Here is a 23126-nt window from a genome sequence, read left to right as displayed (position 1 = left end):
TACCAAGACGGACACATGAGCGACAAACCGCTGACCGATTTGACCTTTTCCTCCTTCGATCTGCATCCGGCCCTGCAGGCTGGTCTTGAAGGAGCCGGATTCACCCGCTGCACCCCGATCCAGGCGCTGACCCTGCCGGTCGCGCTGCCCGGCGGCGATGTGGCCGGCCAGGCGCAGACCGGCACCGGCAAGACGCTGGCCTTCCTGGTTGCTGTCGTGAACCGCCTGCTGACGCGTCCGGCGCTGGCCGACCGCAAGCCGGAAGATCCGCGCGCGCTGATCCTGGCCCCGACCCGCGAACTGGCCATCCAGATCCACAAGGATGCGGTGAAGTTCGGTTCCGATCTGGGCCTGCGTTTCGCCCTGGTCTACGGCGGAGTTGATTACGACAAGCAGCGCGAGCTGCTGCAGCAGGGCGTGGACGTCATCATCGCCACCCCGGGCCGCCTGATCGACTACGTGAAGCAGCACAAGGTGGTCTCGCTCCACGCCTGCGAGATCTGCGTGCTGGACGAAGCCGACCGCATGTTCGATCTGGGCTTCATCAAGGATATCCGCTTCCTGCTGCGCCGCATGCCGGAGCGCACCACCCGCCAGACCCTGCTGTTCAGCGCCACCCTCAGCCACCGCGTGCTGGAGCTGGCCTACGAGCACATGAACGAGCCGCAGAAGCTGGTGGTCGAAGCCGAGACCATCACTGCCGCGCGCGTGCGCCAGCGCATCTACTTCCCGGCCGATGACGAGAAGATTCCGCTGCTGCTGGGCCTGCTGTCGCGCAGCGAAGGCGCGCGCACCATGGTCTTCGTCAACACCAAGGTGTTCGTCGAGCGCGTGGCGCGTTCGCTGGAAAAGGCCGGCTACCGCGTCGGCGTGCTGTCCGGCGACGTGCCGCAGAAGAAGCGCGAGAGCCTGCTCAACCGCTTCCAGAAGGGCCAGCTGGAAATCCTGGTGGCCACCGACGTGGCCGCCCGCGGCCTGCACATCGACGGCATCAAGTACGTCTACAACTACGACCTGCCGTTCGACGCCGAAGACTACGTGCACCGCATCGGCCGTACCGCGCGCCTGGGCGAAGAGGGTGATGCGATCAGCTTCGCCTGCGAGCGCTACGCGATGGGCCTGCCGGACATCGAGGCGTACATCGAGCAGAAGATTCCGTCCGAGCCGGTCACGAAGGAACTGATGACCCCGCTGCCGCGCCCGGAACGCCCGGCCCCGGCCGAAGGCGAGGAAGGCGACGACAATGAAAGCGTCGGCCAGATCTTCCGCGAAGCGCGCGAAGCCCGCGCCGCCGAGGAAGAGCGTCGTGGCGGTGGCCGCAGTGGCGGCCGTTCCGGCAGCGGCGGTGGTGGCCGTGGTGGCCGTGGTGGTCGCGACGGTGAGCGCAGCGGCGAACGCCGCCCGCGTGGCCCGCGCAAGCCGCGCGTGGAAGGCGAACAGGCTGCTGCCGCGCCGGTTGCCGGTGCCGACGGCGCCGCTGCCCAGGCCCCGCGCCCGCCGCGTGCCGAAGGCGCGCCGGAAGGTGCCGCCGATGGCGAGCACAAGACGCGCAAGCGTCGTCGTCGTCGCCACGGCCGTCCGGTCGAAGGTGCCGAGGGCGCGCAGAACACCGCCGGCAATGGCGCCAGCCCGGTCACCCCGGTGCAGGTGGTGGCCAAGCCGGTGCGTACGGCCGCCGACACCGGTGATTCGTTCCTGACCCGCATCGGCCGCAAGATCCGCCGGATGCTGTCGGGCAGCTGATCGGCGCTGCCGATCAGTGGGTAGCACCCGACCGTTGGTCGGGTGGCTTCAAGGGCGTGCCGACCAGCGGTCGGCACCCACCGGACCGGAAGGTTTTCGCCAGGCATGGCCCGGCGCTACCGATCCGTCGCGCGGCTCCTGCATAATCGTGGCATGAGTGTCCTGCGCTTCGACAATGTCAGCAAACAGTACGCCGGTGGCCACGAAGCTCTGACCGATGTCAGCTTCGAGGTCGCCCCCGGCGAAATGCTGTTCGTCACCGGCCATTCCGGGGCGGGCAAAAGCACCCTGCTCAAGTTGATCCACCTGGACGAGCGGCCCAGCCGCGGCGCCGTGGTGTTCGACGAGCGCAACCTGCTGAAGGTGCGCGGCGGTGACATCCCGCGCCACCGGCGCGCGGTCGGCGCGGTCTACCAGGACCACCGCCTGCTGATGGACCGCTCCATCGCCGAGAACGTGGCCCTGCCGCTGATCCTGCGCGGCACCCGCCGCGGCGACATCGCCAAGCGCGTGCGCTCGGTGCTGGAACGCATGGGCCTGGGCCACCGCGAAAAGGCGCTGCCCTCGCAGCTGTCGGCCGGTGAGCAGCAGCGCGTGGGCATCGCCCGCGCGATCGTGGGCGAACCCAAGCTGCTGGTGGCCGATGAGCCGACCGGCAACCTCGACCCGACCCTGGCGGCGGAGATCATGGCCCTGTTCGCCGAGCTGCCTTCGCGCGGTACCAGCGTGCTGGTGGTCAGCCATGACCTGCCGCTGCTGCGCCGCATGCGCAAGCGCGTGCTGATCCTCGACCATGGCCGGCTGGCGGACGACATCTCGCCGCAGGACCTGGCGGAGTAACGCATGGGCAAGAATGAAAACAGCGAAGCCGCCGCACCGTCGCGCCTGGGCGTCTGGTTCCACCACCACGCGCACAGCGTGGTGTTCAGCCTCGGCCGCGCCTGCCGCAAGCCTTGGGCGACCCTGCTGACGGTGATGGTCATGGCGCTGGCGCTGGCCCTGCCGCTGGGCCTGTCCATCGCTTTGGACAACCTCAAGCAGTTCGCCGGCAGCGTGCAGCAGTCGCGCGACATCAATGTGTTCCTGAAGGCCGACGTCGATGGCCCGGGTGCGCTGCGCCTGGCCGGCGAGCTGCGCGACCGCCAGGACGTGGCCAACGTGACCGTGCGCACGCCCGAACAGGGCCTGCAGGAACTGCGCGATGCCGGCCTCGGCGAGGCCATCGACGCACTCAACGACAACCCGCTGCCGTCGCTGCTGGTGGTCACCCCCGGCCAGGGCCAGGATGACGCGCGCCTGGCGCGCGCGCTGGAAAGCCTGCCCGGTGCCGACCTGGTGCAGCACGATGCCCTGTGGCGGCAGCGCCTGGATGCCTGGCTGGCCTTCGGTGCGCGCTTGGTGCAGGTGCTGTCCGCGCTGCTTGGCGCCGGTGCAGCACTGGTGGTGGGCAATACCGTGCGCCTGGACATCCAGGCCCGCCGCGAGGAAATCGGCGTGCTGCAGCTGCTGGGCGCCAGCGATGGCTTCATCCGCCGCCCGTTCCTGTACCTGGGCGCCTGGTACGGCCTGGGCGCCGGTGCGGTCGCGCTGGCCCTGATCGGCGTGGCCGGCACCGCCCTGCGCGCGCCGCTGGCCGATCTGTCGCGCAGCTACGGCAGCCCGTTCGTGCTGCATGGCCTGGACCTGCTGCACGGCAGCCTGGTGCTGCTGGGCACGCTGCTGCTGGGCTGGCTGGGTGCCTGGCTGGTGACCGGCCACTTCCTCCGCCAGACCCGCCCCACCGACACCTGAGACTGGCATGCGACCGCAAGCGTTGAAGCACCTTGAGGGGCCCGCGACGCGGGTGATGGTGGTCGATGGTTCCAAGCTGGTGCGCAAGCTGATCGCTGACGTGCTGCAGCGTGACCTGCCGGGCGTTGAAGTCATCGGCTGCGACAGCATCGAGGAAGCGCAGCAGGTGCTGGCACAGGGTCCGGTGGATCTGGTGACCACCTCGCTGACCCTGCGCGATGGTGACGGCCTGGCGCTGGCCAAGAGCGTGCGCGAAGCCGCCGGCCAGGCCTACGTGCCGGTCATCGTGGTTTCCGGCGATGCGCAGCAGCACCTGGAACAGCGCCGCTTCACCGAGTATGTCACCGATTATTTCGACAAGGCGCTGGGCCACGAGGCACTGGCGACCTTCATCCGCGGCTACGTGCAGCCGCAGACCATTCCCGGCGCCACCATCCTGTATGTCGAGGACAGCCGGGTGGTGGCCGAAGCAACCAAGCGCATGCTCGAGCGTCAGCAGCTGAACGTGCTGCACGTGGTCAGCGCCGAGGAAGCCTTCACCCTGCTCACCGCCGAATCGCTGGGCCGCAGCCGCCACCGCATCGACCTGGTGCTGACCGACGTCACCCTGAAGGGTGAGCTGAGCGGCCGCGACGTGGTGCAGCGCGTGCGCGTGGATTTCGGCTACGGCAAGCGCCGCCTGCCGGTGCTGGTGATGACCGGCGATGGCAACCCGCACAACCAGACCGGGCTGCTGCAGGCCGGTGCCAACGATCTGGTGCTCAAGCCGATCGAGGAGCGCCTGCTGGTGACCAAGGTACTGTTCCAGCTGCGGCTGGCGCGTTTGAACGATGGACCCCTGTTGCGATAGAAGTGGCGCGATGATGGATGACGTAGTGGATACCCCGACGATCCAGCTGGAACCGAGTTGGAAGCAGCACGTCGGTGATTACCTGTTGCAGCCGCAGATGCGCGAGCTGTCCGCCTTCCTGCGCCAGCGCAAGGCCGCCGGCGCGGCCGTGTTCCCGCCGGGCCCGCAGATCTTCGCTGCGTTCGACGCCACGCCGTTCGAGCAGGTGAAGGTGGTGATCCTCGGCCAGGACCCGTACCACGGCCGCGGCCAGGCCCATGGCCTGAGCTTCTCGGTGGCCCCGGGCGTACCGGTGCCGCCGTCGCTGCTGAACATCTACAAGGAAATCGAAGGCGACCTCGGCATCGCCCGGCCCGATCACGGTTGCCTGGTGCCCTGGGCCCAGCGCGGCGTGCTGCTGCTCAACGCCGTGCTGACCGTGGAGGAGGGCCAGGCCGGTGCCCACCAGGGGCGCGGCTGGGAAGGTTTCACCGACCATGTGGTGGACGTGCTCAACCGCGAGCGCGACGGCCTGGTGTTCATGCTCTGGGGCGCATACGCGCAGAAGAAGGGCAAGGTGATCGACACCCGTCGCCACCGCGTGCTGAAGTCGCCGCACCCCTCGCCGTTGTCGGCGCACCGCGGCTTCCTCGGCTGCCACCACTTTTCGATGGCCAACGAGTACCTGCAGCGCCAGGGCAAGGCACCGATCGACTGGTCACTGCCGCCGCGCGCCGCACTCTGACTGCACGGGGGCGAGGCGTTACTCGGTCAGCATTTCGATGATGGCGTGGGCGACCTGGCGCTTGCGTGGCGGCAACCGCCGCAGCAGGGTCAGGATCGCGTTTTCCTGCGGGCTGCGTGCCGCCTCCACCACCGCGTTTTCCGGTGGCACCAGTTCGCCATCCTCGGGACGCCCGGGGCCACGACCGGTGGCCAGCCACTCAAAGTGGACCTGCGTCACAATCGCGAGTTTCGACAGATGTTGCACGCTGGGAACGGTGCCGCCCTCACGTTCCCACTGGGCTACGGCGCTGCGGCGGACCGCGCAATGCAACGCCAACTGCGTCTGAGAAAGGCCAGCCGTTAGTCGGGCCCGCCGGATTCTGTCGCACATCGACTGCATTTTTCACCCCCTCTCCATGTTAGGTAAGCGCTGCTTCCCTGACAGCAATACTTTTTCTGCGAGTACAGAATTGCTGTCCCTGTCTGCATTCCAAGAGGTCTGCGCGTCGTTCCTGCGCGCCAGCAAGCGCCTCTTCCCCCCGATTTCACGCCGTCTTGTTTGACGGCCTTTCGTTGCCTCGCGTTAATCGCACCGAACACGAAATGAACGCAGCCCCACGCAGGGAGCGACACCGGCGGAGCGATTACTCCAGGACGACGCGCTGATCACGTCGCCACGGCGTGCCTCTGCCAAAAATCGGCGGAGAACGATGCATGGTTAATGTGAAGGGCGTGAAAGCATCGTCATTGCGCTGGCAGGCGCTGGTGATGCTGGTGGTCCTGGCGGTGCTTTCCTGCCTAGGCCGCGCACAGGCCCAGTCCGCCTGCACCGCGGGAGCCTGCGTCAGCGCAGGGCCGCGCCTGGTCTCCATCGATTCCACCCAGAGTCCGCTCCTCAACCTGCTGTTCAGCGCGCTGCTGCCGGGCACCAGCCTCACTCTCAGCGTCGCCGACTGGAACAGCCTGGCGGGCGCCAACGTCAATCTGAATGCACTGCTGACCCAGCTCAATGGCGGCGCCACCGTCAGCGACCCCAGCCAGGTGCTGAACACCAACATCAGTCTGGGCCAGTTGCGCGCGGCGATGGTGCAGGTTCTGCAGGCCGACGGCCAGACCGCCGCGGCCAACGTGCTGAACGCGCTGCCGCTGGGTGTGGCCGGAACCTCCGGCAGCATCCGACTGGCCGACATCCTGCAGGTCGCGCTGCCGACCGGTTCGCTGGTCACGGTGCGCCTGAACGTGCTCGACCTGCTGACCGGCGGCGTGCAGCTCTACAACTTCCGCAACGTGCTGACCACGCCGACGCCGATCACGGTGAACACCGCGGCACTGGGTCTGAACGGCGTGGCCAACGTGCGCCTGTGGGCGCAGGTGGTCGAACCGCCCAGCTACAACTGCGGCACGGTGGGCGCGGCATTCCACAGCGCGGCCATCCGCATCAAGCTGGACCTGGACCTGGTGCAGGGCCTGAACACCGGCACCCTCACTGCCGCGCTGAATGGCCTGAATCTGCTCGGTGTCTCGCTGTCCAACACCAGCGTCAGTGCCGACGTGCTGCACCTGCAGGTCTACGCCGACGTCGCACGCGCCGAAGGTTCGATCTCGGCGGTGAACCTGGTCGGCAACGCGGTGACGCTGCAGGCGCGCCCGGGCCTGGTCAACCTGTATGTCGGCCAGATCAGCGACGCGACCTTCTTCAACCGCAGTACGGTGCTGACCGACACCGCCCTCACCGCCGCTACGCTGACCAACCTGAGCGTGAAGGTCCGGGTGAGTGCTACCGTGCTGGGTGCGCTCGTCCCGGTGGCCGACATCACCATTCCCATCGCGGTAAGCATCCGCGGTTACGCCACCGCGACACCGGGACTGCAGAGCGCCAGCTTCACCGGGCCCTATCCACAGACACGGACGCTCACCGCCGGTACGGTCAGCGCGGCCACGCTGGTCTCCACGCTGGTCAACTCTCTCAACATCCAGCTCACTAGCGGCAATCCACAGGTGACCCTGCTGGGCTCGTTGCCGCTGCCGTTGCCCGTGGCCGACCTGGTCAACGGCATCGTCAATGCGCTGCTGACGCCGGTACGCACGCAGGTCAATGCAGTGGTGACGCCGGTACTGACCGCGGTGCTTGGCGGCGTGGTCGACAATATTCTGGGCCTGCTCGGCATCCGTATCGGCCAGGCGGTATTCACCGTGGAAGGTGTGACCCAGGCCTGCGCCGCCACCCTGCAGCTGGTGAAGGACCTGCAGCCGACCAGCGATACCGGCCGCTTCAACCTGTCCATCACCTACAACGGCAGCACGGTGGGCGCGGCCAGCAACGTCGGCAACAACGGTGCCACGGCGGCGATCGTCACCGTACCCGGTGGCAGCTATGCACTGGCCGAAGCGGCGGCAGCCGGTACCACGCTGACCCGCTATGCCAGCACCTGGCAGTGCACCGACCAGAACAACACCGTGGTCTCGTCCGGCAGCGGCGGCAGTTTCACCCTGCAGGCGCCGGCGATGACCGCCACCGCCACCACCCTGGTGTGCCGCATCACCAACCGGACGCGGCAGGCCGATCTGTCGATCACCAAGAGTGATGGCAGCGGCACCTACACGCCGGGTGGCACGGCGACCTACACGCTGCAGGTGGTCAACAACGGGCCCGATGCGGTGACCAATGCGACGGTCACCGACACCCTGCCCAACGGCACCACCCTGCGTGGCGCCTGGACCTGCAGCGCGACCAGCGGCAGCACCTGCGCGGCGGCCAGCGGCGGCGCGGTGGGCGGCAATGCAGTGAACGTGGGCGTGAACCTGGTCAACGGTGGCCAGGCAACGATCAGCGTGCCAGTGAGCTTCAGCAACAACCCGGGCGCCTACTAGCGCGCGGTGCGGTGCAGTGCGCGCGGGGAATGCCCTGCGCGGGGGAAGGACAGGACCACCGATGCCGGATGCCTGCAGCAGGCGACGGCGTGCATTCGAGGACGGACGCATGGCAGCAGTGGGCAGGCAGGGCAGGGCAGGCAGGGCATCGGCCGGCATCGCGCATGCCATGGCCGTGCTGGCGTTGCTGCTGCCGCCGCCGCTGCTGGCGCAGAGTTACCCGAATCCGCTGAACAACACCGCTACGGTGACCGCACCGACCGATGTGGCCGACCCGACGCCGGGCAACAACAGCGCCACCGATACCAACGCACTGGCGCTGCAGGCGCAGCTGAGCGTGAGCAAGAGCCTGGTCAGCGCCAGCCCCGTGGCTGCAGGCGGCCCGGTGCAGTACCGCATCCAGGTGAACAATGCAGGGCCGTCGGCGGCCAGTGGCGTCGGCGTGGTCGATACGGTGTCCTCGCTGCTGACCAACGTGACCTGGACCTGCCAGGCGACCACGGCTGCGTCGTCCTGTGCGCAGCCCAGTGGCAGCGGCAATGCGGTGAACGTGCTGGTCAACGTGGGCGTGGGCGACAGCGTGGTGCTGCTGGTGAACGGCACGGCGCCGGTCGCGACCCCGGCCACGGTGCCGGCCAACAGCGTGTCGCTGGTGCTGCCGTCGGGCACCACCGACCCGACCCCGGGCGACAACACCGCCACCACCCCGGCCGTGCCGGTGCAGGCCAATGCGCTGGTCGCGGCCAACGACAGCTTCACCACGCCGATTTCCTCAACCACCGGCGGCAGCACGCCGACTGTGCTGGGCAACGACACCCTGAACGGCCAGCCGGTGGTCGGCGGCAACCTGATCATTTCGCTGCAGAACGCGCCGGCGGGCTTCACCATCAACAGCGCCGGCGTCATCGCGGTGCCCGCCGGTGCGGCGGCAGGCGCGACCTCGATCGGCTACCAGATCTGCGAAAACGCCTCGCCGACCAACTGCGCTATCGCCACGGCGAACCTGGTCATCGCACCCACGGCGGTGGACGACAGCATCAACGCGCAGGCGGGTGCCACGACAGTTGCCGCCAACCTGGCCGACAACGACAACGCACCGGCCGGCGCCACCTACAGCGCGTCGGGTACGCCGGTTGCGGGCGCCACCATCAGCAGCACCGGCACGCTGACCTACGCACCCGCGGGCGGCATCACCCAGCCGGCATCGATCGCCTACCAGGTCTGCCTGCCTGCGCCCCATGGCAGCGTCTGCTCGATCGCCACGGCATCGGTGCTGGTCAACGCCAACGTGCTTGTGGCCAACGACGATACCTTCGCCACGCCGCTGCCGCCGGGTGCGGGCGGCACCACGCCCAGCGTGTTGGTCAACGACACCTTCGCCGGCAACACGGTGCCGCAGGCCGGCGTGACGCTGAGCCTGGTCGGCGCGCCCAGCGGCTTCTCGATCAACCCCGACGGTACCATCGTCGTGCCGGCGACTGCGGCAGCCGGTCCGCTGTCGTTGTTGTACCGGTTCTGCGACAACGCCGCGCCGACCAACTGCGCGACGGCCACCGCCAACCTGGTGGTCAGCCCCGATGCGGTGAACGATACGGTGAGCACCCCGGGCGGTGGTCGACCGGTAACCGGCACCCTGGCCGGCAACGACAACTTCGCCAGCGGCTCGGTCTTCACTCTGGGCACCCAGGCCACCCGCGGCACGGCCGTGGTCAACGCCGATGGCACCTTTACCTACACCCCGGCCAACGCCAATACCGGGCCGGATACCTTCACCTACCAGCTGTGCCTGCCGGCACCGAACGGCAGCGTCTGCGATACCGCAACGGTGACTGTGAGCGTGGGCGCCAACCAGCTGGCGGCGGCCGACGATCTGTTTGCAACGCCTTTGCAGCCGGGGACCACCACCGCCATCAGCCTGCTCGGCAACGACACCCTCAACGGCACGGCGGTGACACCGGCGGGCGTCAGCCTGGCACTGAACGGCGCACCGGCCAGCATCACCGCCAACGCCGCTGGCCAGCTGCAGGTGGCGGCCGGCGCGGCGTCGGGTGCCTTCAACTTCACGTACCAGATCTGCGAACTGCCAGGCGCAACCAACTGCGCCACCGCCAACGTGCAGCTGGTCATCGCCCCGGATGCGGTGGACGACAGCTTTGCCGCGACCGCGGGTGTCGCGCTGGGCGGCAGCGTGGCCGGCAATGACAACGTGCCGGCGGGTTCGCAGTTCAGCCTGCTGGCCGGTGCCGCCCACGGTACGGTCAGCGTCAATGCCGACGGCAGCTTCAGCTACACCGCGCAGGGCACGTACGCGGGTACGGACAGCTTCCGCTACCAGGTCTGCCTGCCGGCGCCCAATGGCGGCGTCTGCGATGCCGCCACGGTGACGGTGAACGTGGCCGTCGCCGCCGTCGTGGCCGGCAACGACGACTTCACTGCTGCGCCGGTGCCCGGCACCGGTGGCACCACGGCCAGCGTGCTGGCCAATGACACCCTCAACGGTGTGGCGATCGACCCGGCGCAGGCCACCTTGTCGCTGATCAACGCCCCGCCGGCCGGCTTCACGCTGGCGCCCACCGGCGAACTGCAGGTGCCGGCCGGTGCTGCCGCCGGCCCGCTGAGCCTGACCTACCAGCTGTGCCAGGCCGGCACCAGCAACTGCGCCACCGCCACCATCGCCGTGGTGATCGCGCCGCAGGCCGTGGCCGACAGCTTCACCACCCAGGTCGGGCGTCCGGTCAGCGGCAACGTGTCGGTGAACGATCGCGTCGCCGCCGGCAGTACCTACGCGGTCACCGGTACCGCGCCGCAGGGGCTGGCGTTCAACGCCGATGGCAGCTTCACCTACACCCCGCCGGCGCAGTTCACCGGTACCACGACCTTCAGCTACCAGGCCTGCCTGGCGGCGCCGTATACCACCGTCTGCAGCACGGCCACGGCAACCCTCAACGTCAATGCCGGTACCCTGGTCGCCAACGACGACGACTTCCGCGGCAGCCTGCTGAATCCCGCCACCGGTGGCACCACCATCAGCGTGCTGGCCAACGACACCATCAACGGTGCGATTCCGCCGGCACCGGCCGAAGTGATCCTGAGCCTTCTGGGTGCGCCCAGCGGCTACGTGCTCAATCCCAACGGCACCCTCTCGGTGCCCGGTGGCGCGGCCGCGGGTGCGGTCAACTTCGGTTACCGCATGTGCGAGGCCGCGCTGCCGACCAACTGCGATGACGGTGCGGTGCAGCTGCTGCTGGCGCCGGTGCCGGTGAACGACAACGTCAGCACTGCGGTGGGCGTGCCGGTCAGCGGCAATGTCGCCAGCAATGACAACGTCCCGGCCGGTGCCACCTTCAGCGTCACCGGTACCGCACCGGCGGGCCTGGTGCTGGCTGCCAACGGCGCGTTTACCTACACGCCGCCGGCCGGCACCCAGGGCATCGTCACCTTCGCCTACCAGGCCTGCCTGCCGGCGCCGAACGGCACGGTGTGCGCGGGCGCGACGGTCACCCTCAACGTCAACGCCGGCACCCTGGTCGCCGGTGATGATGACTTCCGTGCCACGCCGATCGGTGCCGGTGGTGGCAGCACGTTGTCGGTGCTGCTCAATGACAGCCTCAACGGTACCCAGCCGCCGGCATCGGCCGATGTGCTGCTGAGCCTGGTCGGTGCGCCGTCGGGCTTCACCCTGGATGCCAATGGCGTACTGAACGTCGATGCGGGCGTGCCGTCCGGGGCGCTTACGCTGACCTACCAGCTGTGCGAGACCGCGCTGCCGAGCAACTGCGATTCGGCGCAGATCCGCCTGGTGGTCGCGCCCACGGCCGTGGCCGATGTGTTCTCCACGCCGGCCGGGCAGCTGCTCTCGGGCAGCGTGGCCAGCAATGACAATGCGCCGGTGGGCGCGGTGTTCACCGTGTCCGGTACCGCACCGGATGGCCTGCAGCTGGGCCGCGACGGCACCTTCCAGTACACCCCGCCGGCCGGTTTGACCGGGCCGGTCAGCTTCAGCTACCAGGCCTGCCTGCCGGCGCCGGACAGCGCGCTGTGCAGCACGGCCGGCGCGACCATCAACGTCAACGCCGGCACCCTGATGGCGATGGACGACGACTTCAGTGCGACGCCGCTGGCGCCGGGCGCGAGCAGCAGCACCAGCGTGCTGGTCAACGACAGTCTCAATGGCAGCGTGCCGCCGCCGGCCGGCAGCGTCACCCTGACCCTGGTCGGTGCCCCGTCGGGCTATGCGCTCACCACCGCGGGCCTGCTGCAGGTGCCCGCCAGCGCCGCCGCCGGTGCCACGGTGCTGAACTACCAGATCTGCGAAACCGCCGCGCCCAGCAACTGCGCCAGTGCCAGCATCCGCCTGGTGGTGACGCCGTCGGCGCAGAACGACAGCTATTCCACCGCCGCCGGCCAGCCGTTGAACGGCAGCGTCGGTGACAACGACAACGTGCCGGCCGGTGCCGTGTTCACCGTCGTCGGCGCCACGCCGGCCGGCCTGAGCTTCGGCGGTGGTGGCAGCTTCACCTACCTGCCGCCGGTCAACGTGGTCAGTCCGGTCACCTTCACCTACCAGGCCTGCCTGCCGGCGCCGAACACCGCGCTGTGCGCCACCGCCACGGCCAGCATCAACATCACCGTCGGCAGCCTGGCCGCCAATGACGACAACTTCAGCGCTGCGCCGATCAATCCGGTCACCGGTGGCAGTACGCCGTCGGTGCTGCTCAACGATGCGTTGAATGGCAGCACCCCGCCGGCCGCCGCAGATGTACTGCTGAGCCTGACCGGTGCACCAGCCGGCATCAGCCTCAACCCGGATGGCACGGTGGCGGTTGCCGCGGGCGTGCCGGCGGGCGGCCGGACGCTGACCTACCAGCTATGTGAAGCGGCGGCGCCGGGCAACTGCGCCAACGCCACGCTGCGCCTGGTGGTGGCACCGTCGGCCATCGACGATGCCCTGTCCACCCCGGCCGGCGTGGCGCTGACCAGTTCGGTGGCAGGCAACGACAACGTCGGCAGCGGTGCGCAGTTCAGCGTGGTCGGTACCGCACCGGCCGGGTTGTCGTTCAATGCCGATGGCCGCTTCGTCTACACCCCGGCAGCCGGCTTCAGTGGCGCGGTCACCTTCAGCTACCAGGTGTGCCTGGCGGCGCCCGACAACGGCATCTGCGCCCAGGCCATGGCCACCCTCAACGTCAACAGCGGCACCCTGGTCGCGGTGGATGACACCATCACCGCACCGGTCGCCGCCGGCAGTAGCACGTCCAGCGTGCTGGGCAACGACACGCTCAACGGTACGACGCCGGCCGCGACCGACGTGGTGCTCAGCCTGGTCGGTGCGCCGTCCGGTTTCTCGATCGCCGCCGATGGCACGATCGCCGTGGCCGCCGGCACGGCCGCGGGTGCGCTCTCGCTGACCTACCAGGTCTGCGAAGCCGCTGCCACGACCAACTGCGCCACCGCCAACGTGGCCCTGGTGGTCGCACCGGCACCGGCCAACGATGCGTTTGCCGTGCAGGCGGGCCTGTCGGTCACCGCCAACGTGGCGACCAACGACGGCATGCCGGTAGGCTCGATCTTCACCCTGCAGGGCACGCCGCCGGCCGGCGTCACCTTCAACGCCGATGGCAGCTTCACCTATGCGCCGCCGGCCGGTACCATCAGCCCGACCAGCTTCGTCTACCAGGCCTGCCTGCCTGCGCCGAACACCACCGTGTGCGGGACCGCCACGGTGACGTTGAACATCAACAACGGTGCACTGCTGGCCAACAACGACAGCTTCGGTGCGATCGCGCCGGGGGGCACCACGGCCAGCGTGCTGGGCAATGACACCCTCAATGGCGTCAGTCCGCCGGCTCCGGCCAACGTGGCGCTGTCGCTGGTGGGTGCACCGGCTGGCTTCAGCATCAACCCCAGCGGCACCGTGTCGGTGCCGGCTGATGCGGCCAGTGGCGCCACCACGCTCACCTACCAGGTGTGCGAGACGGCGGCAGCCAATAACTGCGCCACCGCCAGCATCGCCCTGGTGGTGCGGCCGACGCCGGTGAACGACACCCTCAGCGTGCAGGCTGGCCAGGCCAACACCGGCAATGTTGCCGGCAATGACGCGATGCCCGCCGGTTCCACCTGGAACGTGCCGTCGCCGCCGCAGGGCCTGGTGTTCAACGCCAATGGCAGCTTCACCTATACGCCGCCGGCCGGCACCCTCGGCCCGGTCACCTTCAGCTACCAGGCCTGCCTGCCCGCGCCGGATGCCGCGGTGTGCGGCACCGCCACCGTCACGCTCACCATCGCGGTCAGTGCCATCGTCGCCAACGACGATGCCTTCGCCGCGCCGCTGACCGCCGGCTCGGTCACGCCCAGCGTGCTGGCCAATGACGTCCTCAACGGCGTCACCCCGCCGCCGTCGGCCGCCGTGCAGCTGCTGCTGGTGGCACCGCCGGCCGGCTTCGTCATCAACAACGATGGCAGCGTGCAGATTCCGGCCAGTGCCGTGGCCGGTGCCACCACGCTGACCTACCAGCTGTGCGAGACCGCGTCGCCGACCAACTGCGCCACTGCGGCCATCACCTTCGTGGTGACCCCGGCGCCGCAGGCCGATGCCTTCGCCGTGCAGGCCGGTGCCAGCCTGACCGGTGCCAGCGTGGCAACCAACGACAACCTGCCGGCCGGCTCCAGCTGGGCAGTGCAGGGCACCCCACCGGCCGGGCTGGCGTTCAACGCCGATGGCAGCTTCAGCTACACGCCTCCGGTGGGCACCACCGGTGCGGTCACCTTCACCTACCAGGCCTGCCTGCCATCACCCAACACCGCGGTGTGCGGTACCGCCACGGCCACCCTCAACGTCAACACCGGCACCCTGGTTGCAGCGGACGACAGCTTCAGCGGCATCGCGGCCGGGGGCACCACCGCCAGCGTGCTGGCCAACGACAGCCTCAACGGCACCACGCCGCCGGCACCGGCCAGCGTGCAGCTCAGCCTGGTCGGCGCCCCGGCCGGATTCGCCATCAACCCCGACGGCACCATCGTGGTGCCCGGTGGCGTGCTCTCCGGCGCGACCACGCTGACCTACCAGATCTGCGAAACCGCCGTGCCCAGCAACTGCGATACCGCCACCGTGGCCCTGGTCATCGCGCCGTCGCCGCAGGCCGATGCGTATTCGCTGCAGGCCGCAGGCACGATCAGCAACGGCAACGTGGCCGCCAACGACAACCTGCCGACCGGTTCGCAGTTCTCGGTGCAGGGCACCGTGCCCAACGGCCTGGACTTCAACACCGATGGCAGCTTCACCTACACCGCGCCGGCCAATACGCCCAGCCCGGTGACCTTCACCTACCAGGCCTGCCTGCCCGCGCCGGATGCAGCGCTGTGCGGTACGGCTACGGTGACGCTCAACATCAACAACGGCAACCTGATTGCGGTCGATGACAGCTTCACCATCGCGCCGGGCGGCAGCGCTGCGACCAGCGTGCTGGGCAACGATTCGCTCAACAGCGTCTCGCCGCCTGCCGCCGGAACGGTGCTGGTCAGCCTGGTCGGCGCTCCGGCCGGTTTCGTGCTCGCTGCCGATGGCGTGCTGACCGTGCCTGCCGGCATCGTGTCCGGCCCGCTGATCCTGACCTACCAGGCCTGCGAAGCAGCGGTGACCGGCAACTGCGACACCGCCAGCATCGCGCTGGTGGTCCTGCCGGCACCGCAGGCCGATGTGTTCAGCGTGCAGGCCGGGCAGGTGCTGTCGGCCAGCGTGGCCGGCAACGACAAGATGCCGGCCGGTTCCAGCTGGACCGTGCAGGGCGCCCCGCCGGCCGGCCTGGTGTTCAACACCGATGGCAGCTTCAGCTACACGCCGCCGACCGGCGTCACCGGCGCGGTCACCTTCCTCTACCAGGTCTGCCTGGCGGCACCGAATGCCACGGACTGCGCCACCGCGCAGGCTACGCTGAACGTCAGCAACGGCACCCTGCTGGCCGGTGACGACACGCTGGCCGGCATCGCCCCGGGCGGTACCTCCGCTGCCAGCGTGCTGGCCAACGACTCGCTCAACGGCGTCAGCCCGCCGGCGCCGGGCGACGTGGTGCTGAGCCTGGTCGGTGCACCGGCCGCGTTCACCCTCAACCCGAACGGCACCATCACCGCCGGCAGCGGTGCGATGTCCGGCCCGACCACGCTGACCTACCAGATCTGCGAAGCGGTGGCGCCGGGCAACTGCGCCACTGCCAGCGTGACCGTGGTGGTCAACCCGGCGCCGCAGGACGATGCCGCCGCCGTGCAGGTGGGGCAGAGCCTCAGCGCCACCGTGGCCGGCAACGACAACATGCCGGCCGGTTCCAGCTGGAGCCTGCCGGGCACGCCGCCGGCCGGTTTCAGCTTCAACACCGATGGCAGCTACACCTATGCGCCACCGGCCGGAACCAGCGGTCCGGTGGTGATGGCCTACCAGGTCTGCCTGCCGGCGCCCAATGCCAACCTGTGTGGCACCGCCACGCTCACCCTCAACATCAACAACGGCGCGCTGGTCGCTGCTGATGACATCCTGACCGGTGTCGCCGCCGGCACCACCTCCAGCGCCAGCGTGCTGGCCAACGACTCGCTCAATGGCAACTCGCCGCCGGCCGGTTCCTCGGTGGTGCTGAGCCTGGTCGGCGCGCCGGCCGGTTACGCGATCACCGCGCAGGGCACGATCAGCGTGCCGTCCACCGCGGTCTCCGGTCCGGTCACCCTGACCTACCAGATCTGCGAAGCCGCAGCGGCCAACAACTGCGATACCGCCAGCGTCACCGTGGTGGTCAGCCCGTCGCCGCAGCCGGATGCCTTCGCCGTGCAGGTCGGGCAGACGCTGTCGGCCAGCGTGGCCGGCAACGACAACGTGCCGCCGGGCGCGCTGTACAACGTGCAGGGCACCGCGCCGGATGGCCTGGTGATGACCGCCACCGGCGCCTTCACCTACACGCCGCCGCCGGGCCGCCTGGGCGTGGTCACCTTCGACTACCAGGTCTGCCTGCCTGCGCCGAATGCGGCGGTCTGTGGCGTCACCACTGCCACGATCACCATCAACAACGGCACCCTGGTCGCCGGCGACGACAGCTTCAGCAACATCGCGCCGGGCAGCACCGTGGGCACCAGCCTGCTGGCCAACGATTCGCTCAACGGCGTGTCGCCGCCGGCGGCCGGTACGGTGACGCTGGCCCTGGTGGGTGCACCGGCCGGCTTCTCGATCAGCGCCGATGGCCTGATCACCGTGGGTACCGGCGTGCAGTCCGGTGCGACCACGCTGACCTACCGCATCTGCGAGGCGGCCTCGCCGGCCAACTGCGACACCGCCAGCGTGCTGGTCGTGATCAGCCCGGCGCCGCAGCCGGATGCCTTCGCCGTGCAGGCCGGGCAGACGCTGGCCAGCAGCGTCGCCGGCAACGACAACATGCCGGTGGGTTCGAGCTGGAGCGTGCAGGGCACGGCACCGGCCGGGCTGACCTTCAACACCGATGGCAGCTTCACCTATGCACCGCCGGCCGGCACCGCCGGTCCGATCACGGTGACCTACCAGGCCTGTCTGCCGGCCCCGAATGCGGCGCTGTGCGGCACCACCACCTTCACCCTCAACATCAACAACGGCGACCTGGTGGCTGGCGATGACGTCATCACCGGCGTGGTTGCCGGTGGCACGTCGGCGGCCAGCGTGCTGGCCAATGACCGCCTCAACGGCGCCAGCCCGGCCCCGGCGGCCGGGGTGCGGCTGTCGCTGGTGGGCGCGCCGGCCGGCTTCACCCTGAACCCGGATGGCACGATCACCGTCGGCAGCGGCGTGCTGGCCGGTTCCACCACGCTGACCTACCAGCTGTGTGAAGCGGCGGCGGCCAACAACTGCGACACCGCCAGCGTGACCATCGTGGTGACCCCGACGCCGCAGGCCGATGCCTTCTCGGTGCAGGCCGGGCAGCAGCTGGCCAATAGCGTGGCCGGCAACGACAGCATGCCGGCCGGTTCGAGCTGGAGCGTGCAGGGCACCGCGCCCACCGGCCTGGTGTTCAACGCCGATGGCAGCTTCACCTACACGCCGCCGGTCGGCACCCTCGGTGCGGTCAGCTTCACCTACCAGGCCTGCCTGCCGGCGCCAAACGGCAGCGTCTGCGGCACCGCCACGGTCACCCTCAACGTCAACACCGGCACCCTGGTGGCCGGCGATGACAGCTTCAGCAACATCGCCCCGGGCACGGCCACGCCCAGCGTGCTGGCCAACGATTCGCTCAACGGCGTGACGCCGCCGCCGGCCGCCTCGGTGTCGCTGAGCCTGGTGGGTGCGCCCACCGGCTTCGGCATCAACCCGGATGGCACGATCAGCGTCGGCAGCGGCGTGGTGTCGGGCAGCACGACGCTGACCTACCAGATCTGCGAAGTGGCGGCCTCCAGCAACTGCGCCACCGCCAGCGTCAACATGGTGGTGAGCCCGGCGCCGCAAGCCGATGCCTTCAGCGTGCAGGCGGGGCAGTCGGTGAACAACAACGTGGCCGGCAACGACAACATGTCGGCCGGTTCGACCTGGAGCGTGCAGGGTGCGACGCCGGCGGGCCTGCTGTTCAACAGCGATGGCAGCTTCAGCTACACGCCGCCGGCGGGCACCACCGGCCCGGTCAGCTTCACCTACCAGACCTGCCTGCCGGCACCGAACGCGGCGCTGTGTGGCACCGCCACGGTCACCCTCAACGTCAACAGCGGCACCCTGGTGGGCGGCAACGACAGCTTCACCGGCATCGCGCCGGGCGCTACCACGCCCAGCGTGCTGGCCAATGATTCGCTCAATGGCGTGTCGCCGCCGGCCGCTGGCAGCGTCACCGTCAGTCTGGTGGGTGCGCCGGCCGGCTTCACCATCGCTGCCGACGGCACGGTCAGCGTCGGCACCGGCGTCACCTCCGGCACCACCACGCTGACCTACCAGGTCTGCGAAGCGGCAGCCTCGAGCAACTGCGCCACCGCCACGGTCAACCTGGTGGTCAGCCCGGTACCGCAGGCCGATGCCTTCAGCGTGCAGGCCGGCCAGGTGCTGTCCAACACGGTGGCGGGCAACGACAACCTGCCCGCCGGCGCCAGCTTCAGCGTGCAGGGCGCGCCCCCGCCGGGCCTGGTGTTCAACACCGATGGCAGCTTCACCTATACGCCGCCGGCCGGTACCACCGGCGTGGTCGACTTCATCTACCAGGCCTGCCTGCCCGCACCGAATGCGGCGCTGTGCAACACCGCCACGGTCAGCTTCAACATCGGCACCGGCACCCTGCTGGCGGGCAACGACAGCTTCAGCGGCATCGCCCCGGGGGGTACCACGCCCAGCGTGCTGGCCAATGATGCGCTCAATGGCGTGTCGCCGCCGGCGGCCGGTACGGTCACCCTGGCCCTGGTCGGTGCACCGGCCGGCTTCGCGATCAATGCCGACGGCACGATCAGCATCGGCGGCGGTGTCACCTCGGGTGCCACCACGCTGACCTACCGCGTGTGCGAAGCGGCCGCGCCCAGCAACTGCGCCACCGCCACGGTGGCCGTGGTGGTCAGCCCCGTGCCGCAGGCGGATGCCTTCAGCGTGCAGGCCGGCCAGGTGCTGTCCAACTCGGTGGCCGGCAACGACAACCTGCCGGCCGGCTCCGGCTGGAGCGTGCAGGGCACCACGCCGCCGGGCCTGGTGTTCAACACCGATGGCAGCTTCACCTACACGCCGCCGGTGGGCACCACCGGAGCAGTCACCTTTACTTACCAGGCCTGCCTGCCGGCACCGGATGCGGCGCTGTGCGGCACCGCCACGGTCACCCTCAACGTCAACACCGGCACCCTGGTGGCCGGCGATGACAGCTTCACCGGCATCGCTCCGGGCGGCACCACGCCCAGCGTGCTAGGCAACGACTCCCTCAATGGCGTCACCCCGCCGCCGGCGAACACGGTGACCCTGGGCCTGGTCGGCGCACCGGCCGGCATCAGCATCAACCCCGATGGCACGATCAGCATCGGCAGCGGGGTGCCGTCCGGCCCGACCAGCATCACCTACCAGGTGTGCGAAGTGGCCGCGCCCAGCAACTGCGCCAACGCGTTGGTGAGCGTGGTGGTCAGCCCGGCGCCGCAGCCGGATGCCTTCAGCGTGCGTGCGGGCCAGGTGCTGTCGAACACGGTGGCCGGCAACGACAACATGCCGGCCGGTTCGACCTGGAGCGTGCAGGGCGCAACGCCGCCGGGCCTGGTGTTCAACGCCGATGGCAGCTTCACCTACACGCCACCGGCCGGCACCCTCGGCGCAGTCACCTTCACCTACCAGGTGTGCCTGCCGGCGCCCAATGCCGCGCAGTGCGGTACCGCGTCGGTCACCCTCAACGTCAACACCGGCACCCTGATGGCGGGCGATGACACCTTCAGCGGCATCGCCCCGGGCGGTACCACGCCCAGCGTGCTGGCCAACGATTCGCTCAACGGCGTCTCGCCGCCGGCGGCCGGTACCGTCGCCCTGACCCTGGTCGGCGCACCGGCCGGTTTCGGCATCAACCCGGATGGCACGATCAGCATCGGTACCGGTGTCACCTCCGGGCCGACCACGGTCACCTACCAGGTCTGCGAAGTGGCCGCGCCCGGCAACTGCGCCACCGCCAGCGTGACCGCGGTGGTCAGCCCCGCGCCGCAGCCGGATGCCTTCAGCGTGCAGGCCGGGCAGACCCTGGCCAACAGCGTGGCCGGCAACGACAACATGCCGGCGGGTTCGGTGTGGAGCGTGCAGGGCGCGACCCCGGCCGGCCTGCAGTTCAACGCCGATGGCAGCTTCACCTACACCCCGCCGGTGGGCACCAGCGGGCCGGTCAGCTTCACCTACCAGGTCTGCCTGCCGGCGCCGAACGCGGCCTTGTGCAGCACGGCCACCGTCACCTTCAACGTGGGCGGCGCGGCCAACGTGGTGCTGGCGGTCAACGATGACTTCAGCAGCACGCCGGTCGATCCGTCGGTGGGCGGCACCATCGCCCGCTCGGTGCTGGACAACGACAGCTTCAACACCGTCTCGCCGCCGCCGGTTGGCAGCGTGGTGGCCAGCCTGACCGGCAGCACGCCGGGCTACACCATGAACAACCAGGGCCAGATCATGGTGGCCCCGGGCGTGCAGGCCGGGCAGGTGCAGCTGGCCTACCAGCTGTGCGAGAACGGCGTGCCGACCAACTGCACCACCGCCATCGCCACCGTGCTGGTGCAGGGCCCGGTGGGCGCGCTGCTGGCGGTGGACGACACGGGTGGCCCGGTCGGGCCGGAAGGCCGCACCCGCCTGCTCAACGTGTTCGCCAACGACACCTTCAACAGTGCCGCGCTGGATCCGGCCCAGGTCAACTTCGTGCCGGTGGCCACCAACGCACTGACCTTCGGCACCGATGGCTGGGTGGACGTGGCCGCGGGCCTGGCGCCGGGCAGCTACAGCACCACCTACACGCTGTGCCTGGTCAGCCAGCCCACCGTCTGCGATGTGGGTACCGTCACCGTGACCGTCATCGCCGCCGAGCCGGGCGTGGTGGCCGAGGATGACCGGATCGACATGCCACAGAACGGCGTGGTGGACATCGACGTGCTCGGCAACGACCGCGTGGATGGCACGCCGGTGGATCCGGCCACGGTCACCGTCACCATCACCGCGCCGCCGCCGTACGGCGATGCCACGGTGCTGCCGAACAGGCGCATCCGCTTTGCGGTGCTGGCCAACTTCGCCGGTATCCAGAGTTTCGATTACCAGGTCTGCGATGTCGCCGATCCGTCGATGTGTGCCAGTGCATCGGTGACCATCGCGGTGGAGCCGAACGTGCTGACTCTGGCCGACGATGCGGTGACTGCGGAGACCAGTGGCCCGCTGCTGATCAACGTGCTGGCCAACGACAGCGCCCGCAGCGCGCCGCTGGACCCGGCCTCGCTGCAGGTGGCCGCCGCAGCCGCGCACGGCAGCGTGCAGTGCGCCAACGGGGTGTGCACCTACACCCCGGCCGCGGACTTCAGCGGTACCGACAGCTTCCGCTACCGCGTGTGCGACCTGAGCGTGCCGATCCCGCTGTGCGCCGAAGCCAGCGTGGCGGTGACGGTGGCCGGCCAGCAGGCCGTGCTGCGCCTGACCAAGGTGGCCGCCAAGCGCACGGCGCAGATCGGCGACCTGGTGCGCTATACCGTCACCATCGACAACGTGGGTGAGGTCGATGCCAACGGCGCCACGCTGCTGGATACGCTGCCGCCGGGCTTCACCTTCGTCAGCGGTGGCTTCGCGGTGCAGGATGCCGACAACGATGCACGCACCAGCGGCGTGCAGCCGCTGCGCATCGACGGCATCGACGTGCCGGTGGGCGAGCGCGCCACGGTGGTCTACTACCTGCGCGTCGGCGCGGGTACCGGCACCGGGGTGCACACCAACCGCATCACCGCCATCGACGGGCAGAACCGCAGCATCGCCAACGTGGCCACGGCCGACGTCGATGTCAGCGTCGATCCGCTGCTGGATGAAAGCCTGATCGTCGGCAGCGTGTTCGACGACCGCAACGGCAACGGCATCCAGGACGATGGCGAGCGCGGCATCCCCGGCGTGCGCGTGGCGGCGGTGGAAGGCCTGGTGATGGAAACCGATGCCTTCGGTCGCTACCACCTGGTCGGCATTCCGGGCGGCGAAGCACGCGGCCGCAACTTCATCCTCAAGGTCGATCCGTCGACGCTGCCGGCCGGTGCGCGCTTCACCACGCCCAACCCGCTGGTACGGCGCATCACTCCCGGACTGCCGGTGCGCTTCGATTTCGGCGTGCGCATGCCGGACGGTGCCCTGAGCAGCGAAAGCGCGCCCGCCGCCGTCGTGCCGCGTCCGGCCCGGGTGGAACTTGGCCAGGCACTGTTCGCCAGCGGCAGCGCCACGCTGGCAGCCGACCGCGCGGGCGTGCTGGACAAGGCCGCCCAGGCACTGGTGGCCCGCGGCGGGGGCCGCGTGCTGCTGGTCGCTGCGGCGGGCGAGGAGGCCCTGGCCGGGCAGCGTGCGCAGACGGTGCGCGATGCACTGGCCAGCCGCCTGCCGGCCGGGGTCGCGGCCGCCACACGCATCGAAGTGCACGGCAGCAATGGCCGCGTGCTGCAGCAGCTGGCGATCGAGCCGCCCGGCGGGGTGCTACCGCCGGCCGGTTCCCGCAGCGGGGAGGGGCGCTGA

General features: G+C 69.6%; 8 protein-coding genes. 7 read left to right on the top strand and 1 reads right to left on the bottom strand.

Features of this window, described 5'->3' with window-relative positions; translation table 11 throughout:
- The first annotated feature begins 15 nt into the window (after positions 1 to 15).
- From rhlB to ung, 5 genes are all read left to right on the top strand, one after another.
- A complete protein-coding gene (gene rhlB / locus NQ204_RS05100; RefSeq protein ID WP_256643260.1) occupies positions 16 to 1743 on the top strand; it encodes an ATP-dependent RNA helicase RhlB in 1728 nt (575 codons plus the stop codon).
- 153 nt (positions 1744 to 1896) lie between these two features.
- Positions 1897 to 2583 carry a cell division ATP-binding protein FtsE gene (gene ftsE / locus NQ204_RS05095; RefSeq protein ID WP_079223801.1) on the top strand — a complete coding sequence of 229 codons (687 nt, stop codon included), beginning with the start codon at positions 1897 to 1899 and terminating at the stop codon, positions 2581 to 2583.
- Between the two features lie 3 nt (positions 2584 to 2586).
- A complete protein-coding gene (gene ftsX, locus NQ204_RS05090) occupies positions 2587 to 3534 on the top strand; it encodes a permease-like cell division protein FtsX (protein WP_108770204.1) in 948 nt (315 codons plus the stop codon).
- A gap of 7 nt (positions 3535 to 3541) precedes the next feature.
- Positions 3542 to 4384 (top strand): response regulator, encoded by an 843-nt coding sequence (locus tag NQ204_RS05085; protein ID WP_108770203.1) that lies wholly within the window; start codon positions 3542 to 3544, stop codon positions 4382 to 4384.
- Between the two features lie 10 nt (positions 4385 to 4394).
- Positions 4395 to 5108, top strand: coding sequence for a uracil-DNA glycosylase (ung, locus tag NQ204_RS05080; RefSeq protein ID WP_256643259.1), 714 nt, complete (start codon positions 4395 to 4397; stop codon positions 5106 to 5108).
- A gap of 18 nt (positions 5109 to 5126) precedes the next feature.
- Here the strand turns inward: ung and NQ204_RS05075 are convergent, their stop codons facing one another.
- On the bottom strand, positions 5127 to 5480 hold the full coding sequence (locus tag NQ204_RS05075) for a helix-turn-helix domain-containing protein (protein WP_256643258.1): 354 nt from the start codon (positions 5478 to 5480) through the stop codon (positions 5127 to 5129).
- A gap of 323 nt (positions 5481 to 5803) precedes the next feature.
- Here NQ204_RS05075 and NQ204_RS05070 point away from each other — a divergent pair, with 323 nt between their 5' ends.
- The gene (locus NQ204_RS05070) at positions 5804 to 7960 is read left to right on the top strand and encodes a hypothetical protein (protein ID WP_256643257.1); all 2157 of its coding nucleotides are present in this window, start codon (positions 5804 to 5806) and stop codon (positions 7958 to 7960) included.
- Between the two features lie 109 nt (positions 7961 to 8069).
- Positions 8070 to 23126: an Ig-like domain-containing protein gene (locus NQ204_RS05065; protein ID WP_256643256.1), complete on the top strand. Its 15057-nt coding sequence runs from the start codon at positions 8070 to 8072 to the stop codon at positions 23124 to 23126.

Origin of the sequence: Stenotrophomonas testudinis (assembly GCF_024499815.1) — a bacterium.
Taxonomy (GTDB): Bacteria; Pseudomonadota; Gammaproteobacteria; order Xanthomonadales; family Xanthomonadaceae; genus Stenotrophomonas.
Note: the sequence above shows the minus strand (reverse complement) of the source record. Positions and strands in the feature narration are given on the sequence as shown.

What these genes read in the sequence shown, in the direction of transcription:
- rhlB (WP_256643260.1), top strand. Translation starts at nt 16, where the DNA reads ATGAGCGACAAACCGCTGACCGATTTGACCTTTTCCTCCTTCGATCTG.
- ftsE (WP_079223801.1), top strand. Translation starts at nt 1,897, where the DNA reads ATGAGTGTCCTGCGCTTCGACAATGTCAGCAAACAGTACGCCGGTGGC.
- ftsX (WP_108770204.1), top strand. Translation starts at nt 2,587, where the DNA reads ATGGGCAAGAATGAAAACAGCGAAGCCGCCGCACCGTCGCGCCTGGGC.
- NQ204_RS05085 (WP_108770203.1), top strand. Translation starts at nt 3,542, where the DNA reads ATGCGACCGCAAGCGTTGAAGCACCTTGAGGGGCCCGCGACGCGGGTG.
- ung (WP_256643259.1), top strand. Translation starts at nt 4,395, where the DNA reads ATGATGGATGACGTAGTGGATACCCCGACGATCCAGCTGGAACCGAGT.
- NQ204_RS05075 (WP_256643258.1), bottom strand. Translation starts at nt 5,480, where the DNA reads ATGTGCGACAGAATCCGGCGGGCCCGACTAACGGCTGGCCTTTCTCAG.
- NQ204_RS05070 (WP_256643257.1), top strand. Translation starts at nt 5,804, where the DNA reads ATGGTTAATGTGAAGGGCGTGAAAGCATCGTCATTGCGCTGGCAGGCG.
- NQ204_RS05065 (WP_256643256.1), top strand. Translation starts at nt 8,070, where the DNA reads ATGGCAGCAGTGGGCAGGCAGGGCAGGGCAGGCAGGGCATCGGCCGGC.